General features: G+C 74.8%; 13 protein-coding genes. 9 read left to right on the plus strand and 4 right to left on the minus strand.

The window, feature by feature from the left end; all coding sequences use genetic code 11:
* Positions 1–71: 71 nt before the first annotated feature.
* Positions 72–2,246 carry a LuxR C-terminal-related transcriptional regulator gene (locus OG286_RS24105; protein ID WP_396321410.1) on the minus strand — a complete coding sequence of 725 codons (2,175 nt, stop codon included), beginning with the start codon at positions 2,244–2,246 and terminating at the stop codon, positions 72–74.
* A 132-nt stretch (positions 2,247–2,378) separates the two neighbouring features.
* Here OG286_RS24105 and OG286_RS24110 point away from each other — a divergent pair, with 132 nt between their 5' ends.
* Entirely contained in the window at positions 2,379–4,055 is a 1,677-nt protein-coding gene (locus OG286_RS24110) for a DUF6350 family protein (RefSeq protein WP_396321408.1), read from the plus strand.
* A 27-nt stretch (positions 4,056–4,082) separates the two neighbouring features.
* Here the strand turns inward: OG286_RS24110 and OG286_RS24115 are convergent, their stop codons facing one another.
* Complete coding sequence (locus OG286_RS24115; protein WP_396321406.1) at positions 4,083–4,727, minus strand: hypothetical protein; 645 nt, start codon at positions 4,725–4,727, stop codon at positions 4,083–4,085.
* A gap of 344 nt (positions 4,728–5,071) precedes the next feature.
* On the opposite strand from OG286_RS24115, the gene purN reads away from it, so the two are divergent.
* Both purN and purH read left to right on the plus strand, forming a co-directional pair.
* Entirely contained in the window at positions 5,072–5,731 is a 660-nt protein-coding gene (purN, locus tag OG286_RS24120) for a phosphoribosylglycinamide formyltransferase (RefSeq protein WP_396321404.1), read from the plus strand.
* Positions 5,728–7,305 (plus strand): bifunctional phosphoribosylaminoimidazolecarboxamide formyltransferase/IMP cyclohydrolase, encoded by a 1,578-nt coding sequence (gene purH, locus OG286_RS24125; protein ID WP_396321403.1) that lies wholly within the window; start codon positions 5,728–5,730, stop codon positions 7,303–7,305. The genes purN and purH overlap by 4 nt, the downstream gene beginning before the upstream one ends.
* 73 nt (positions 7,306–7,378) lie before the next feature.
* Here purH and OG286_RS24130 read toward each other — a convergent pair whose 3' ends face one another.
* A complete protein-coding gene (locus tag OG286_RS24130) occupies positions 7,379–8,131 on the minus strand; it encodes an RDD family protein (protein ID WP_396321402.1) in 753 nt (250 codons plus the stop codon).
* Between the two features lie 540 nt (positions 8,132–8,671).
* Between OG286_RS24130 and OG286_RS24135 the strand changes: the two genes are divergently transcribed.
* The 6 genes from OG286_RS24135 to OG286_RS24160 all read left to right on the plus strand — a co-directional run bounded on the left by OG286_RS24135 (position 8,672) and on the right by OG286_RS24160 (position 14,193).
* Positions 8,672–9,526 (plus strand): bifunctional methylenetetrahydrofolate dehydrogenase/methenyltetrahydrofolate cyclohydrolase, encoded by an 855-nt coding sequence (locus OG286_RS24135; protein WP_396321401.1) that lies wholly within the window; start codon positions 8,672–8,674, stop codon positions 9,524–9,526.
* Positions 9,527–9,546: 20 nt separating this feature from the next.
* Positions 9,547–9,969: a DUF3017 domain-containing protein gene (locus tag OG286_RS24140; protein WP_396321400.1), complete on the plus strand. Its 423-nt coding sequence runs from the start codon at positions 9,547–9,549 to the stop codon at positions 9,967–9,969.
* A 213-nt stretch (positions 9,970–10,182) separates the two neighbouring features.
* Positions 10,183–11,175, plus strand: a complete 993-nt coding sequence (locus tag OG286_RS24145) for a malate dehydrogenase (protein ID WP_396321399.1) — start codon at positions 10,183–10,185, stop codon at positions 11,173–11,175.
* 73 nt (positions 11,176–11,248) lie between these two features.
* The gene (locus OG286_RS24150; protein WP_396321398.1) at positions 11,249–12,571 is read left to right on the plus strand and encodes a hemolysin family protein; all 1,323 of its coding nucleotides are present in this window, start codon (positions 11,249–11,251) and stop codon (positions 12,569–12,571) included.
* Between the two features lie 30 nt (positions 12,572–12,601).
* Complete coding sequence (gene trpS / locus OG286_RS24155; RefSeq protein ID WP_396321397.1) at positions 12,602–13,642, plus strand: tryptophan--tRNA ligase; 1,041 nt, start codon at positions 12,602–12,604, stop codon at positions 13,640–13,642.
* Positions 13,639–14,193 carry a 2'-5' RNA ligase family protein gene (locus tag OG286_RS24160; RefSeq protein ID WP_396321396.1) on the plus strand — a complete coding sequence of 185 codons (555 nt, stop codon included), beginning with the start codon at positions 13,639–13,641 and terminating at the stop codon, positions 14,191–14,193. The genes trpS and OG286_RS24160 overlap by 4 nt, the downstream gene beginning before the upstream one ends.
* 7 nt (positions 14,194–14,200) lie before the next feature.
* Here the strand turns inward: OG286_RS24160 and OG286_RS24165 are convergent, their stop codons facing one another.
* Complete coding sequence (locus tag OG286_RS24165) at positions 14,201–16,699, minus strand: CDP-glycerol glycerophosphotransferase family protein (RefSeq protein WP_396321395.1); 2,499 nt, start codon at positions 16,697–16,699, stop codon at positions 14,201–14,203.
* Positions 16,700–16,747 lie beyond the last annotated feature (48 nt).

A 16,747-nucleotide genomic window follows, 5' to 3' on the forward strand; every position in this document is an offset into this window, starting at 1 on the left:
TGCGGGGGTCGGGGCGCGGGCCGTTCGGGACTTGGGCTGCCGGGGCCCGGGGCGTTCGGCGTCGGGCCTGTTCAGCGGTCGGTCGCGCAGGGGTGCAGTGACCAGCGGGTGCAGGACACCGGCCCCGTCGCGGCCGGACCGGGCGGGGGCAGCGCCTCCCCGGCGCGGGCGGCGGCCGGCAGCTCCCACGGGCGGGACCCGGGCGGCGGCGGGTCGACCACCACCGCTTCGACGCCCGGGGCCGTGCTGCACCAGAGGCTCACGATGCCCGTCGGCGGGGCGCCCGGCGCCGCCGGGACGGCGTCGTTCGGTGCCGAAGCGCAGACGGCCGGGTCGGGCGGCACCCCGCCGGGCCGGAACAGCTCGCGCGGTCCGCCGCCGGCCAGCGTCGCCACCGCCGCCCCGGCGACCGCCACCGTGATCAGCGCCGCCGCCCCCGTCCGGGTCGCGTTGGCCAGTCCGTACCGGGCCCGCAGCACCGGCACCGGCGGGCGGTGCGGCTCCGGGCAGCCGCGGACCGCCGCCCGGTGCAGCAGCCCGCTGAGCCGGTCCGCGAAGCCGTCCGCCGTCGGGTCCGGCCCGGCCAGCTCCGGTACCCATTGCGCCAGCGCCGCTCGGGCGGCCCAGACCCGGCCCTCGGCGGCCGCCATCGTGGACTCCACCTCGACGGCCACCGCGGCTGCGGGCAGCCCCAGGCCGTCGTGCAGCACCAGGGCCCGGCGCTGCGGACGGGAAAGGCGTTTGAGCGCCTTGAGCAGCGCGCGGTCCCGGTCGGTCAGCCGGTCGTGGTCCGGTAGCACCGCCTGCGACTCGTCGGCCGGGCGGACCTTGATCCGGCGGTGCGGCAGCCGCCAGGCATGCGCCCGGCGCGGGCCGCCCCGGTGCCACGGCGACAGCGCCGCCTCGCAGGCCCGCGCCCGTACCCAGCCCTCCGGGTCGGGCTCGGCGGCCACGTCGTCCCACTGCCGCCGGGCCTCGCCGAACGCCCGCTGGACGCAGTGCACGGCGCGGTGCTTGCACGCGGTGAGGAGGAAGACCTGCTGCACGAGGCGGGTGTGGGCGGTCTCGTACAACTCTTCGAAGGCGGGGGCGGTGGCCGCGTCGGCGGTCTCCGGGCGGGCGTCCTTCCGGGGCGCGGGTGCGGGCGCGGGTGCGGGCCGGCCGGGGTCCGTGCGCTGCGGTCCGCCGTCGGGGCCTCCGGGCCGGCGGGCCGGGGTGGGCGCCGGGGCGGGGGCCTTCCGGTGGCCGTTCAGCGGGGCCGACTTCCCGCCCTGTGGCGGACGGCGGTCGGCGGGTGCTGCGGAGGGGGCTTCGGCGGAAGCTCCGGAGGGGGCCTGGGGCGTCCGGCGCGGTCCGCCGGCGGGGGTGGCGACGCCGGGGGGTGCGGCGGGGGGCGCGGCGGGGGGCGCGGCGTCGGCAGCTCCGGGGTGGCCGTTGACTCCGGCCGGTTTCTCGCGCTGCGGGCGGCTGTGCCCGGCGGTCTCCTCGGCACCCCTCGGCTGACCGTCCGGCAGGCCCGGCGCCTCGGGCCGGGGGGAGCGGCGGCCGTCGGGGGTTGCCGTAGGCGCCGGGGTCTCCCGCCGGGCTGGAGTGGGGGGCGTGGCAGCGGCCTTCGGATGACCGTTCGACGGGGCCGGCTTCCCCTGGTCCCGCTGGGCCCGCCGCCGGTCGGCGGGGCCTGGAGTCGGGGCCGGAGCCGGGCCCGGGGCTGGGGCCGGCGCCATGGCGGTGTCCGGCCGGGGGGCGGCCTTCCCGCCCCGGGCGGGCTCGGCCGGGGTCTTCGGCGCGGGGCCCCGCCCGCGGGCCGGCGTACCGGGTGCCGCTCGGACGGCCTCGGGAGCGGTCTGAGCGGGGCTCAGCAGAGCGGCGAAGGCGGTGATCTCGGTGCGGGTCCGCGTGCCGAGCTTGCGCATGGCGCGGTGCTGGTAGCTGCGCGCGGTGGCCGGGGTGACACCGAGCGCGGCCGCCGACTCGGCGAGGTCCCGGCCGGCCGCGAGGTGGGCCAGGGCCTGGGCTTCACGTGGTGTCAGCTGTCGGAGCAGCCGGGCCACCTCCTCCTGGCCGCCGGAGGGGCCGCCGGATGGGCCGCCGGATGGGCCGCCGGCCGCCCCGGCCCGTGTCGCCTTGGTGTTCTTGGCGGCCCGGCCGCGTCCGGCCCGGCCCTTTCCGGAACGGCCCTGCGGCGGGGGCTCGTCGGTCGTGGGGGTGCCGGTGGAGCGCTCGGCGTTTTTCGGCGGCGTGGCCATCAGACGCTCCGAGCCGGAGTGGGGGCGGCGAGAGGGCAGGGTCTGAAAATGCGCATAAGCCAATAATCTGGGACACGACGGCGGTTTGCCTCTTCACGGAGCATGGCGAGTCGCCTTGGCACCATGAGGCGCATGACGCAGCTGATGGGCCGTCCGATCGTGGAAGTGCCGGGGGAGCTGGGCGCCAGGCCCGTCCTGGCCGACGTGCTCACCGGGGTGCGGACGGCGCTGCTCGGCCTGGCGGTGGTCGCGGTGCCGGTGCTCGGGCTCTGGGTGGTGACCCCGTTCGCGGACGACGGTGCGGCCGGCGCCGTCCGGCTGGCGGGCGTGCTCTGGCTGCTCGGGCACGGCGCGCCGGTGCTGCGCGGCGCCGCGGACGCCCCGCTGACCGTCACTCCGCTGCTGCTCGGCCTGCTGGTGGTGGCGCAGCTGTACCGGGCGGGCGCCCGGGTGGCTGCCCGGCGTGGTCCGCGGCCGCGCTGGAGCGGCCCGCCGGCGGTGTGGTGCGGCTACTGCGCGGTGGCGGTGGCGGTGGTGGCGCACTGTTCGGGCGCCGGGCTGTTCCGCGCGCGGGTGCTGCCGGACGTGCTGGTGGTGACGGTGCTGGCCGCGGCCGCGACGGCGGCCGGTGCGCGGACGGCGCGGCGCGCGGGGGGCGGCCACGGACTCTCGGGGGTGCGCCGGCCGGCGTCCCGGTGGCGGGTGCCGGCCCGGGTGCCGGCCTGGGCCCGGCCCGACGGGGGAGCGGCGGCGGTCCGCATGGCGGCGCTGGCGGCCGGGGCGGGGCTGGTGGCGTCGGGTGCGGCGGTGCTGGCCGTGGCGGCGGTGGTGGACGCGGTGGACGGCAGCGGTCAGGCGATGGCGGCGCTCGGCGTGGGCCCGGCCGCGGTGGCCGGGTTGGTGCTGCTGAGTGTGGCGCTGCTGCCGAACGCGGTGGTCTGGGGTGCGGCGTACGCGCTGGGCCCGGGGTTCGCGGTGGGGGAGGGGACGGCGGTGGCGCCGGGCGGGACGGTGCTGGGGCCGGTGCCGGATTTCCCGCTGTTCGCGCTGGTGGCGGAGCCGGGCGCGGGTGGCTGGCGGCTGGCGGCGTGTCTGCTGCCGGCGCTGGCCGGGGTGGCCCCTGCCCTGCTGCTGGGCCGGGCGGCGGCCGAGGGGGCGACGCGTCCGGGCGCTCGGGCCACGGACGGCCGGCCCTCCGGGGCGGGCGCCCCATGGCACCCGGTGGCGACGGGCGTCGCCGTGCTGGCGGCGGCGCTGTTGACCGGGGCGGCGGCCGCGGTGCTCGGCTGGCTCTCCGGCGGCGCGCTGGCGGGCGGCCGGATGGCGCAGCTCGGGCCGGTGCCGTGGTGGACGGGCCTGGCGGCGGCGGGGTGGGTCGCGGCGGTGGCGGTGCCGGGCGCGCTGCTGGTGCGGGCCCGAGCACTCGGCCGGCCGTGGGGCGGGCCGCTGGGCGGGGCGTTGGCCCGGCCCACCGGCCGGGGCGTCGTCGCGGGCGGCGTCATCGAGGGCGGCACCGCCGAGGGCGGCGTCGCCGATGGCCGGAGCGGCACCGAAGAGCCGGAGGCGCCCATGCCCACCGGGGCCGGCACCGCACTCGCCGGCATCGCGCTCGTCCGCACCGCACGCGTCGGCACGGCGCTCGCCGGCCGCACGCGCCGGGCCGCACTGCTGCTGCGCGTCCGCGCCTACGCGGTGGTGCTGCGGCTGGGCACGCCCGACGGCGGGGCGGGCGGAACGGACGGCGACGGCGGGGCGGGCGCAACGGACGGCGCCGACGGCGCCGTCTCCGCCCCCGGTCCCGCGAACTGACCGACCCGCCCTACCCGCCGGGGGCGGCTACTCGCTCTTGGTCGTGATGTCCACGTACCACTTCGGCGCCAGCCGGTCGCAGTTGTCCGCACCGGTGGTGGTGAGCGAGTCCCGGACGCAGGTGACGTAGTCGTTGTAGTACAGGCTCAGCCCGATCACCGAGGAGACGAAGACCAGGGTCATCGCGCCGGTGAGGATCCCGGCGAGCGCCGCCGGAGTGAGCGGGTTGGGTGCGCCGGCTTCGGTGGTGACGGCGGGTGTCACGACGGCGGAGGGCCCGGCCGGCTTGGGCGTGCGCATCGCGCCGACGCCCCAGACGATGGCGAGCGCGCCGACGAACAGGGCGACGTAGTGCAGCGCGGCGAACGCGCAGACCAGCGAGGCCATGCCCGCCAGGGCCGCGTTGCGGGCCTTGCGCTGCGCCGGGTCGCTCGGGTCGAGCTTGGGCGGCTGCGGGGCCGGCGGCCGGGGGTGCCAGCCGCCGCCCTGGTAGCCGGGGCTCCACGGGTGCGGCGGGGGGACGTGCGGGCGCCCGTCCTGGCCGCCGTCACCGTCCGGCACGTCCGAGCCCTCGGCGGGCCCGGGGTTGCGCGGCCGCCACGGCTGGTCCGGGGCATCCGCCGGCGGCGGCGCGAAGGGGTTGCGCTCGCCGGTGTCGTCACCGCTGCTCATGGTTCAGCCATTCCTTCTCGGTCGGTGGGGCGGACGCCCGCGCCACCCTATGATCCCGCAGTCGCCCGCGGGCACCCCTGCGACCGGGGCGGCCGGCCGGGTGCGGGTTCCGGCGGGCCGAGGAGATCCCCGTCTCAACTACGCGCGTAGCGCCACCGGGCCGTTTCAGAGGCCGTCCGACCTGCCGTTATCGTGGTGACGGTCAGCAGCTCACAGAGGTTCCCGTGGCCCGCGTCGCGGCGGGTTCTCCTGATGTTCCCCCTTGCTCGACCTGCCGTTCGTAGTGGCCCCACCACCGGTGGACGTACCAGCGGGCGGCGCCCCGACCTACGGAGAATCGCGCAGTGGCCGCCGCCCCCGCTCAGCTCTTCCCGCCCCGCACGCCCGGACCGGCCCGCCTGGTGGTGCTGGTCTCCGGCTCCGGCACCAACCTGCAGGCGCTGATCGACGCTGCCGCCGACCCGGCCTTCGGCGCCGTGATCGTAGCCGTCGGTGCCGACCGCGACGGGATCGCCGGCCTGGAGCGCGCCGAGCGCGCCGGCCTGCCGGTCTTCGTGCACCGGGTGAAGGACTTCCCCGACCGGGCCGGCTGGGACGGCGCGCTGACCGCCTCCGTCGCCGCGTACGAGCCGGACCTCGTGGTCACGGCCGGCTTCATGAAGATCCTCGGTCCCGGCTTCATCGAAGCCTTCTCCGGGCGGATCGTCAACACCCACCCCGCACTGCTGCCCGCCTTCCCCGGCGCCCACGGCGTCACCGACGCGCTCGCGTACGGGGTGAAGGTCACCGGCTGCACCGTCCACCTGGTCGACGCCGGTGTGGACACCGGGCCGATCATCGCGCAGGGCGTCGTCGAGGTCGCCGACGCCGATCACGCCGATGGCGGCGAAGCGCTGCACGAGCGCATCAAGACAGTCGAGCGCAAGCTGCTCGTCGACATCGTGGGCCGGCTGGCCCGCGAAGGTCACCGCATCGAGGACCGAAAGGTATGGATCCCGGCATGAGTGCCAGCTCCACCACCCCCCCTGTCTCCGAGAACGTCCGTCCGATCCGTCGCGCGCTGATCAGCGTGTACGACAAGACCGGTCTGGAGGAGCTGGCCCAGGGCCTGCACGCCGCCGGGGTCGCCATCGTCTCCACCGGCTCCACCGCCGGCCGGATCGCCGCCGCCGGCGTGCCGGTGACCGAGGTCTCCGAGCTGACCGGCTTCCCGGAGTGCCTGGACGGGCGCGTGAAGACGCTGCACCCCCGCGTGCACGCCGGCGTGCTCGCCGACCTGCGCCTGGAGTCGCACCGCGCGCAGCTGGCCGAGCTGGGCGTCGAGCCCTTCGACCTGGTCGTCGTGAACCTCTACCCGTTCAAGGCCACCGTCGCCTCCGGCGCCACCCCCGACGAGTGCGTCGAGCAGATCGACATCGGCGGCCCGAGCATGGTCCGCGCCGCCGCCAAGAACCACCCGTCGGTCGCCGTCGTGGTCGACCCGGCCCGCTACGGTGACGTGCTGAAGGCCGCTCAGGAGGGCGGCTTCGACCTGGCCACCCGCAAGCGACTGGCCGGCGCCGCGTTCGCGCACACCGCCGCGTACGACGTCGCGGTCGCCTCCTGGTTCGAGGCCGGCTACGCGCCCAGCGACGAGCGCTTCCCCGAGTTCCTCGGCGCCACCTGGGAGCGGCAGAACGTGCTGCGCTACGGCGAGAACCCGCACCAGGGCGCCGCGCTGTACGTGGACGGCACCGGTGGCCTGGCCGGCGCCGAGCAGCTGCACGGCAAGGAGATGTCGTACAACAACTACGTCGACACCGATGCCGCCCGCCGCGCCGCCTACGACCACGCCGAGCCGGCCGTCGCGATCATCAAGCACGCCAACCCGTGCGGCATCGGGACCGGCGCGGACGTCGCCGAGGCGCACCGCAAGGCGCACGAGTGCGACCCGGTCTCCGCGTACGGCGGCGTGATCGCGGTCAACCGCCCGGTCACCGTCGAGCTGGCCGAGCAGATCGCGCCGATCTTCACCGAGGTCGTGGTGGCCCCGGGTTACGAGGAGGGCGCCGTCGAGGTGCTCGCCCGCAAGAAGAACCTGCGCGTGCTGCTCGCCCCCGAGGCGCCGGCCAACCGCCAGGAGGTGCGCCCGATCTCCGGCGGCGTGCTGCTCCAGGAGACCGACCGGGTGCACGCCGAGGGCGACGACCCGTCGACCTGGACGCTGGCCACCGGTGAGGCGCTCGGCGAGGCCGAGCTGGCCGAGCTGGCCTTCGCCTGGCGGGCCTGCCGGGCCGTCAAGTCCAACGCGATCCTGCTGGCCAAGGACGGCGCCTCGGTCGGCGTCGGCATGGGCCAGGTCAACCGGGTCGACTCCTGCAAGCTCGCGGTCGAGCGGGCCGGCGAGCGGGCCAAGGGCTCGTACGCGGCCTCCGACGCGTTCTTCCCGTTCGCGGACGGGCCGGCGATCCTGATCGCCGCCGGCGTCAGGGCCATCGTCCAGCCCGGTGGTTCGATCCGCGACGAAGAGGTGATCGCGGCCGCCGCCGAGGCCGGCGTGACCATGTACCTCACCGGCACCCGGCACTTCTTCCACTGATGACGGTGTGACAGACGGAGCGGCCCGGCTCCCCTCGCGGGGAGCCGGGCCGCTCTGCTGCGTCCGGTGGGCGCTACTTCTTGATCACCACGGTGCCGGCGGCACGGTCGTGCCAGCCCTGCAGCTTCCCGGTGTTGTCGAAGAACGGGGACAGGTAGACCAGCAGCTGGCCGATGCCGCACAGCAGCGCGCCGACGCTCGGGATGATGAAGCGGATGAAGCCGCCGCCCACGCCGGGGTTCTGGCCGGTGTTCTCCTTCACGACCCGCAGGCCCATGGCGAACTTGCCGAGGGTCGCGCCCGTGAAGGCCACCAGCAGCCACTCGTAGAGCAGGCCGACCGCCATGAACAGGCCGAACATCACCATCAGCGTGACGAACCAGCCGGCCGCCGCCTGCGAGTTCTGGTGCACGCAGTCGTAGTAGGCGGAGTTGGAGCCGCTGTAGGACGAGCCGTAGTCGAACTTCGAGCTGCAGTCCTGCTGGTCCTTGGCCACGCCCATCGCGCCGACGACGCCGAACAGCGTGAAGAGCGCGTACAGCGCGCCGAAGAACAGGCCGTCGATCAGCCGGGCGGCGAACCGCTGCCCCATGGTGGCGATCTTCACCGTGCCCAGCTGGGCGATGTTGATGTAGCCGTTGTTCGCCTGGATGGTGCCCGGCATCGGCGCGTACCCGTACGCCTGCTGCTGCGGCACGCCGTAGCCCGGGGCCGGGGGCTGCTGGGGGTAGCCGTAGCCGGCGGCCGGCGGGGCCTGCTGCGGGTAGCCGTAACCGGGCTGCTGCGGCTGGCCGTACGGGTTGTTCGGGTCGGGCGGGTAACTCATCGATGCCTCCGGGCAGGATGTGGGGACAGGGGACGGGACGGCAGGGCACCCGGACCGGACCGGCGGTGTGGGGCACGCCGGACGGACGGGACGATAGCGGAGTGCGGTGACATCGGGGGCGCGCGGATTCGGGCGCCCGCCGTCGCGGCTCAGGACCGCGAGGACGGTGGGAGTCGGGGCGACGGTGTGAACGGGAGCATCGACGGCTGCGGTCCTGGCAACATGCGGCCGTAGTGGTCGGGCGGCACGGCGTGGTGTGGTCGGCTCACTCTGTTCTTCCCCCGGGTACGCCCCCGCCGGTGTGTGTCCGTCGGCCCGTCACCGGGCCGGAGGCGGCAGGGAATGCCCGCTCATCGTCAACCGGACGGCCCGGTGCTGTCCAGCCGCGCCCGCGCACCGGACCGGACTGTGGCGCAACCGCAACGTGGCCCGCACGTTCCGTACCGGAGCACGGCCGTCGCGGCGGGGAGCAGGGCGGGGAGCGTGGCGGCGGCGCCGGGGCTGGCGCAGCAGGTTGCCGCGATCCGGGAGAATGGGGTCATGACTGCCCAGATTCTCGATGGCAAGGCCACCGCGGCCGCGATCAAGTCCGAACTCGCCGCCCGCGTGGCGGCCCTCAAGGCCAAGGGTGTCACGCCCGGCCTCGGCACCGTCCTGGTCGGCGACGACCCGGGCAGCCGCTGGTACGTCAACGGCAAGCACAAGGACTGCGCCGAGGTCGGCATCGCCTCGATCCAGCGCGAACTGCCCGCCACCGCCACCCAGGAGGACGTCGAGAACGTCGTCCGCGAGCTCAACGCCGACCCGGCCTGCACCGGCTACATCGTCCAGCTCCCGCTGCCCAAGGGCCTCGACCAGAACCCGGTCCTGGAGCTGATGGACCCGGACAAGGACGCCGACGGCCTGCACCCCACCTCGCTCGGCCGCCTCGCGCTGGGCATCCAGGGCCCGCTGCCGTGCACCCCGCTCGGCATCGTCGAGCTGCTGCGCCGCCACGACGTCGAGATCGACGGCGCCGAGGTGGTCGTGATCGGCCGCGGCGTCACCGTCGGCCGCTCGATCGGCCTGCTGCTCACCCGGCGCAGCGAGAACGCCACCGTCACCCTCTGCCACACCGGCACCCGTGACCTCGGCTACCACCTGCGCAAGGCCGACATCGTCGTGGCCGCCGCGGGCGTGCCGCACCTGGTCAAGCCGGAGGACGTCAAGGCCGGCGCGGCCGTCCTGGACGTCGGCGTCAGCCGCAGCGAGGGCAAGATCGTCGGCGACGTGCACCCGGGCGTGGCCGAGGTGGCCGGCTGGATCTCCCCGAACCCCGGCGGCGTCGGTCCGATGACCCGCGCCATGCTGCTGAACAACATCGTCGAGGCGGCCGAGCGCCGCGCCGGCATCTGACACCGGAGGGACGGCGAGCCATGAGCAATCGACCGGTGAGGTCTCGGCGCGGGCCCGTCAAGACCACCGGCACCCTGCCCCCCGAGGGCTCGGCTGCGGCGCTGGGGCGTGAGCACGCCCTGCCAGTGCGCCAGTGGCCGATAACGCTGGTCCTGCTGGTGGTCGGCGCCGGGCTCGCCGTGACCTGGTTCGCCGACTTCAAGGACGGCTTCAAGTACGGGCTGCTGATCCTCGGCGGCGGCGTGCTGCTCGGTGCCCTGCTCCGGCTGGTCCTGCCCGAAGTCGGCATGCTGGCGGTGCGCAGCCGGTTCACCGACGTGATCGTCCTGTCCTTCCTGGGCCTGTCGATCGTGCTGCTGACGCTGGTGGCCCAGCCCAACCCGTGGCTGGAGATGCCGCTCCTCGACAACATCGGCCAGCTGATCGGGCGTCCGCGCCGCTGACGGCCGGACCGCAGCCGACCGGACCCTGACGGCCCCCGCCCGGAGACTCCCGGCGGGGGCCGTCCGCTGTGACGTATCAGCCACGACCGCACACGCGGCGTACGCTTCGCTTTGCGATAACCTGACGCGGGTCTCTCGATGTCGAGAGACCGTCCTCGGCTCCAGTGCGCCGGTGTGCCTGGGGCACCTGGCGATTTGCTGGAGAAGGTAGAAATGACCCGCACCCCCGTCAACGTCACCATCACCGGAGCGGCCGGCCAGATCGGCTACGCGCTGCTCTTCCGCATCGCCTCGGGCCACCTGCTCGGCGCCGACGTGCCGGTGAACCTGCGCCTCCTGGAGATCCCGCAGGGCGTCAAGGCCGCCGAGGGCACCGCGATGGAGCTCGTCGACTGCGCGTTCCCGCTGCTGCGCGACATCACGATCACCGACAACGCCAACGAGGCCTTCGACGGCGCCAACGTCGCGCTGCTGGTCGGCGCCCGTCCGCGCACCGCGGGCATGGAGCGCGGCGACCTGCTGCAGGCCAACGGCGGCATCTTCGGCCCGCAGGGCAAGGCCATCAACGACCACGCCGCGGACGACATCAAGGTCCTGGTCGTCGGCAACCCGGCCAACACCAACGCCCTGATCGCCCAGCGCAACGCCCCGGACGTCCCGGCCGAGCGCTTCACCGCGATGACCCGCCTCGACCACAACCGCGCCGTCGGCCAGCTGGCCCTGAAGACCGGCGCCGCCGTGTCCGACATCAAGCGCGTCACCATCTGGGGCAACCACTCGGCCACCCAGTACCCGGACATCTTCCAGGCCGAGATCGCCGGCAAGCCGGCCTTCGAGGCCGTCGGCGCCGACCAGGCCTGGCTGGAGGGCGACTTCATCCCGACCGTCGCCAAGCGCGGTGCGGCGATCATCGAGGCCCGTGGCGCGTCCTCGGCCGCCTCCGCCGCCAACGCCGCCATCGACCACGTCCACACCTGGGTCAACGGCACCGCCGAGGGTGACTGGACCTCCATGGGTGTCGTCTCCGACGGCTCCTACGGCGTCCCGGCCGGCCTGATCTCCTCCTTCCCGGTCACCACCAAGGACGGCAAGTTCGAGATCGTCCAGGGCCTGGAGATCTCCGACTTCTCCCGCGGCCGCATCGACGCCTCGGTCAACGAGCTGGTCGAGGAGCGCGACGCGGTCCAGGCCCTCGGCCTGATCTGAGCGAAGCCACGCTGACGCACCGGCCCGTCGCCTCCCCGGGAGGCGGCGGGCCGCGTGCGTAGGATGACCCCCCGTGAGCGAAACCATCGAGGACGCGGCGCTCGTCCTCGTCTTCATCATGCTGGGCGGCCTGTTCAACGTCGCGGAGATCTCGCTGATCTCGCTGCGCGAGGGCCAGATCCGGTCGCTGGAGGCACGCGGCACCCGGCGGGCCGCCCGCGCGGCGCACCTGGCGGCCGACCCGAACCGCTTCCTGGCCGCCGTCCAGGTCGGGGTGACCTGCATGGGCTTCCTGTCCGCGGCCTTCGGCGCGGACACCCTGGCGGGAAAGCTGGCCCCCGTGTTCGTCCGGGCCGGGCTCTCCGAGGGCGTCGCCGACGCGGTCTCGCTGGTCGGGCTGACCCTGGTGATCAGCTACGTCTCGCTGGTGCTCGGCGAGCTCACCCCCAAGCGGATCGGCCTGCAGCGCGCCGACTCCATCGCGCTGCTCGCCGCCCCGGTGGTGGACGTGATGTCGGTGGTGCTGCGCCCGGTGATCTGGCTGCTCGGCCACTCCACCAACCTGATGGTCCGACTGTTCGGCGGGGACCCGGCCGCCGGGCGCGGTTCGATGAGCTCCGAGGAGTTGCGCGGGCTGGTTGCCGCCAACACCGAACTCGGCAGCGACGAACGGGCGTTGATCGCCGACGTGTTCTCCGCCGGGGAGCGCCAGCTGCGCGAGGTGATGGTCCCGCGCACCGAGGTGACCTTCCTGGACGCCGAGCGCCCGCTCGCCGAGGTGCGCGAACAGGCGAGCTCCTCGCCGCACTCGCGCTACCCGGTGGTCGAGGGCAGCTACGACGCGGTGACCGGCTTCGTCCATGTCCGCGACCTGTACGGGGCCCGCGCCGAGCAGGCCGTGAAGGTCCGCGACCTGGCCCGGCCGGTCAAGCTGCTGCCGGGCACCAAGCGGGTGCTGGAGGCGATGGGCGAGATGCGCCGGGAGGGCCACCACCTGGCGATCGTGGTCGACGAGTACGGCGGCACCGCCGGCATCGTCACCCTGGAGGACCTGGTCGAGGAGGTGATCGGCGAGATCCGCGACGAGTACGACTCCCAGGAGCCCAGCACCACCCGGCAGCTGGCCGGCGGCGGCATGGAGCTGGACGGCCTGCTGAACCTCGGCGACTTCACCGAGGAGACCGGCGTCACCCTGCCCGAGGGGCCGTACGAGACGGTGGCCGGCTGCCTGGTCGCCGCGCTGGGCCGGCTGCCGGCCGACGGCGACCAGGTCAGGATCCCGGTCGGTGCCGAGGAGGTCCGGCTGACGGTGGCCAAGCTGGAGGGCCGGCGGATCGCCCGGGTCAGGGTGAGTGCGGTCACACTGGCAGAACCTCCAGGCGAAGACGTTTCCTGACCGGTCGCTGTAACTGGAACAATGGCCCCCATGGTCAACGCAGCGGTCACTGGTCCGGTCAAGGACCGTCCCCGGGTTCTCTCCGGCATCCAGCCCACCTCCGGCTCGTTCCACCTCGGCAACTACCTCGGCGCGGTCCGCCAGTGGGTCGACCTGCAGAAGGAGAACGACGCCTTCTACATGGTCGTCGACCTGCACGCGATCACCGTGGCGCAGGACCCGAAGGAGCTGCGCGAGAACACCCGGATCTCCGCCGCCCAGCTGCTGGGCGCCGGCCTGGACCCGGACCACTGCACGCTCTTCGTCCAGTCGCACGTGCCCGAACACGCGCAGCTCGCCTGGGTGATGAACTGCCTCACCGGCTTCGGCGAGGCCTCCCGGATGACCCAGTTCAAGGACAAGTCGGCCCGGCACGGCGCCGACAGCACCACGGTCGGCCTGTTCACCTACCCGGTCCTCATGGTCGCGGACGTCCTGCTCTACCAGGCCGACGCCGTTCCGGTCGGCGAGGACCAGCGCCAGCACCTGGAGCTCACCCGCGACCTCGCCGAGCGCTTCAACACCCGCTACCGCCCCACCTTCACGGTGCCGAAGCCGTACATCCTCAAGGAGACGGCGAAGATCCAGGACCTCCAGGACCCGGGCGCCAAGATGAGCAAGTCGGCCTCCTCGGCCAAGGGCCTGGTGAACCTGCTCGACGAGCCGAAGGTGAGCGCCAAGAAGTTCAAGAGCGCCGTCACCGACACCGGCACCGTCGTCTCCTACGACGAGGAGGAGAAGGCCGGCGTCTCCAACCTGCTGCGGATCCACTCCGCGCTCAGCGGCCAGTCGATCGACCAGCTGGTCGCGCACTTCGAGGGCAAGATGTACGGCGCCCTGAAGACCGAGCTGGCCGAGCTGTTCACCGAGTGGGTGACGCCGTTCCAGCAGCGCACCAACACCTTCCTGGACGACCCGGCCGAGCTGGACCGCGTCCTGGCGATCGGCGCCGAGAAGGCCCGGGAGGTGGCGTCGCAGACGCTGGAGACGGTGTACGACCGGATCGGCTTCCTTCCGGCCGCCAAGCGGTGACGCAGCTGACGAGCCTGCCCGATGGTGGCGACCTCCCGGAGGTCGTCACCATCGGCGTGTCCGTGAGCGTCCCGGATCCGTACGGCTCGGCGATCCAGGACGCGCGGGCCGGGCACGGCGATCCGCTGGCCCGGTCGATACCCACGCACGTCACCCTGCTGCCGCCGACCGAGGTGGCGGCCGCGGAGCTGCCGAAGATCGAGGAGCACCTGGCGTCGGTGGCCGGCGCGCACCGGCCGTTCCGGATGCTGCTGCAGGGCAGCGGCACCTTCCGCCCCGTCTCCCCGGTGGTCTTCGTCCGGGTCGAGGAGGGCGCGCAGGAGTGCCGGCTGCTGGAGGCGGACGTCCGCTCCGGCCCGCTGGCCCGCGAGCTGGCCTTCCCGTACCACCCGCACGTCACGGTGGCGCACGGCCTGCCGGAGGACGTGCTGGACCAGGCGTACGAGCAGGCCCGGGGCTTCCGCGCGGCGTTCACGGTGCCGGGCTTCAGCCTCTCCCGGTTCGACGCCGACGAGGTCTGGCGGCCCTGGCGGGCCTACGCCTTCTCCTGACGCGGGTTCAGCCCCCGCCGCCGGCGCGGAGCATCCGGTCGACCACCCGGCGGGCGGCGCCGCCGTCGTCCAGCCCGCAGTGCGTGGCCCGGAACCGGCGGTAGCGCTCCTCGTACCCGGCGGGAAGCTCGGCGCCGCCGTCGGCGAGGCGGCGCAGCGCGGCGAGCAGTTCGGGCGAGCCGGGGACGAGCGGCCCGGGGGCCTGTGACTCGAAGTCGAAGTAGAAGCCGCGCAGGGTGTCGCGGTAGTGCTCCAGGTCGTAGGTGAAGAAGAGCACCGGGCGGCCGGTGATCGCGAAGTCGAACATGATCGACGAGTAGTCGGTGACCAGCACGTCCGCGATCAGCAGCAGCTCCTGCACGTCGGGGTAATCACCGCAGTCGTACAGGAAGCCGCCGCCGGCGCCGCTCAGCGGCTCGCGGACGTGCACGTGCGGGCGGACGAGCAGCACGTGGTCGCGGCCGAGGGTGCGCCGGGCGTGGCCGAGGTCGATCCGCAGGTCCAGCCGGAAGCCGTCGCCGTTGCCGCGCTGCTGGTCCTCGCGCCAGGTCGGGGCGTACAGCACGACCCGCTTGCCCTCCGGGATGCCGAGCCGGCGGCGGACGGTCGCGGCGTGCCCGGCGTCCGGCCGGGCCAGGACGTCGCCGCGCGGGTAGCCGGCCTCCAGGATCTCGCCGTCGTAGCGGAAGGCCCGGCGCAGGATCGGGGTGGCGAAGGCGCTGGGGGAGAGCAGCAGGCTCCACTGCGGGGTCTCCCGGTCGAGCGCCTCCAGGTAGCCGTGGTCGGCCAGCCAGGGGTTGTCGACGTCGTGGGCGATCCGCTTGAGCAGCGATCCGTGCCAGGTCTGCACGATCACCTGGCCGGGGCGGCGCTCCAGGAAGTCCGGGAAGTGCGTGTTGCCGACCAGGTAGCGGCTGGTGGCCAGCGCCCGGTACCACTCGGGGCTCCAGATCCGAACCGCGCGAACGCCGGCGGGCAGTGCGGCCTGGGCGTCGTCGACCACCCAGAGGTGCTCCAACGGGGCGTCCCGGCGGGCGAGTTCGGCATGGACGGCGCGCGGTGAGTCGGAGTAGCCACGGCCGCCGAAGACGTCGTACAGCACGGCCTCGCGCAGCGGTTCGCGTCGGGCGGCGGGGTAGCCGACGGCGCGCTGGCGCTCCTGGGCCCAGGCGCTGCGCTCGGTGGCGGTGAGCACCGGCGTGGAGTCGACCAGCAGGGTGTCGTGCCAGCGGCGCTGGAGCAGGATCCGCTTGCCGCCGGCCCGGGTGGCGGCCGGCAGGGCCGGGAGGACGGCGGGGGCGGCGATCAGCGGGCGCTGCGGGCCGCTGCGGCCGGCGGGGCGCAGCGTGGCCTCCCAGATGCCCTTGCGCAGCGGCAGGGCGATGCCGTCCGAGCCGGTGCGGGTGGCGGGCAGCCGGATGCGGAAGCGGCCGTCGTCGCCGCGTTCGACCGGGTGGCGGACCTCGCCGCCGGTGCCGCTGTGGCGCAGGACGAGTTCGAGCGGCCCGGCGCCGGGGCAGCGGCCGGTGAGTTCGAAGCCCTCCGCCCGGACCGCGATCCGCTCGACGTGGCCGGCGGCGCGCCGGACGCAGAACTGGAGCCGGCCGTCGGCCAGGTGCTTGAGCTGGAGCGCCCGGTCGTGCGGCCCGGGCAGCGGGTGCTGGCCGGCCACCGGGCCGCCGCGCTCGTCCAGGGTGAGCTGCTCGGCGGAGCCGTCCGGGCGCAGCAGGTCGGCGTCCCAGTGCTCCAGGTCGCCGGTGCCGCACCCGTCGGCGGTGAACGGCCGGTTCGGCAGGTGGACGGCGAAGGTGTTGCCGGTGCGGGCCACCGGGCGCAGCAGGACGGCGTCGCTCTCCCGGTGGCGCAGCCGCAGGACGGTGCCGGCCGGGCAGTGGTCGGCGGCGCCGCGCAGGTCGAGGCCGTCCTGGGCCGGGGCGGCGTGGGTGAGCCGGACACCGGGGCGTTCGAGCAGCAGCCGCAGCCGGCCGTCGGCGAAGTGCGGCTGGAGCCGGACGTCGTGGTCGACCCAGTGGGCGGGCGGGTACTCGCCGGAGCCGCACCAGTGCGGGGCGAGAGCGCCGTACTGGCGCCGCAGCCGGGTCGGGCGGGGGCGGGTGAAGAGGATGGCCCCGATCCGCCAGTCGCCGAGGAGCCACTCCTCGCCGCGGCGCAGCCGGCGCGGCTCGATCAGGGCGGTGAAGCCGGACCAGTCGTGGTTGTGGTCGGGCTGGGCGCTGTCGTCGGTGACCTCGGGCAGCCGGCGGGGTCTGGACCGCAGGTGGACGGGCGGCTCCTCCTCGTCGCGGTGCAGGGTGAGCCACGTCCAGGCGGAGCCGGGTCGGGCGGTGTCCAAGTCGTCGGGGCGGGCGAAGCCGGTGAGTTCGAGACCGCGGGCGGTCCAGCGGGCGCGCAGCAGGCCGAAGGCGGCGTCCTCGTCGCCGGGCGGCAGGCCCTCGCCCGCACGGGGGGTGGCGTGCGGCAGGACGAGCCGGGTGAGGACAGGCATGTGGGTGGCCCTTCGGGAGGGGATCCCGGGCCGTGGCGGTGGCCCGGG

The organism is Kitasatospora sp. NBC_00039 (assembly GCF_045160625.1).
Classification (GTDB): Bacteria; Actinomycetota; Actinomycetes; order Streptomycetales; family Streptomycetaceae; genus Kitasatospora.

Excerpts from the sequence above, each read along its gene's own strand:
- OG286_RS24105 (WP_396321410.1), bottom strand. The coding sequence starts at position 2,246 with ATGGCCACGCCGCCGAAAAACGCCGAGCGCTCCACCGGCACCCCCACG.
- OG286_RS24110 (WP_396321408.1), top strand. The coding sequence starts at position 2,379 with ATGACGCAGCTGATGGGCCGTCCGATCGTGGAAGTGCCGGGGGAGCTG.
- OG286_RS24115 (WP_396321406.1), bottom strand. The coding sequence starts at position 4,727 with ATGAGCAGCGGTGACGACACCGGCGAGCGCAACCCCTTCGCGCCGCCG.
- purH (WP_396321403.1), top strand. The coding sequence starts at position 5,728 with ATGAGTGCCAGCTCCACCACCCCCCCTGTCTCCGAGAACGTCCGTCCG.
- OG286_RS24130 (WP_396321402.1), bottom strand. The coding sequence starts at position 8,131 with ATGAGTTACCCGCCCGACCCGAACAACCCGTACGGCCAGCCGCAGCAG.
- OG286_RS24135 (WP_396321401.1), top strand. The coding sequence starts at position 8,672 with ATGACTGCCCAGATTCTCGATGGCAAGGCCACCGCGGCCGCGATCAAG.
- OG286_RS24140 (WP_396321400.1), top strand. The coding sequence starts at position 9,547 with ATGAGCAATCGACCGGTGAGGTCTCGGCGCGGGCCCGTCAAGACCACC.
- OG286_RS24145 (WP_396321399.1), top strand. The coding sequence starts at position 10,183 with ATGACCCGCACCCCCGTCAACGTCACCATCACCGGAGCGGCCGGCCAG.
- trpS (WP_396321397.1), top strand. The coding sequence starts at position 12,602 with ATGGTCAACGCAGCGGTCACTGGTCCGGTCAAGGACCGTCCCCGGGTT.
- OG286_RS24165 (WP_396321395.1), bottom strand. The coding sequence starts at position 16,699 with ATGCCTGTCCTCACCCGGCTCGTCCTGCCGCACGCCACCCCCCGTGCG.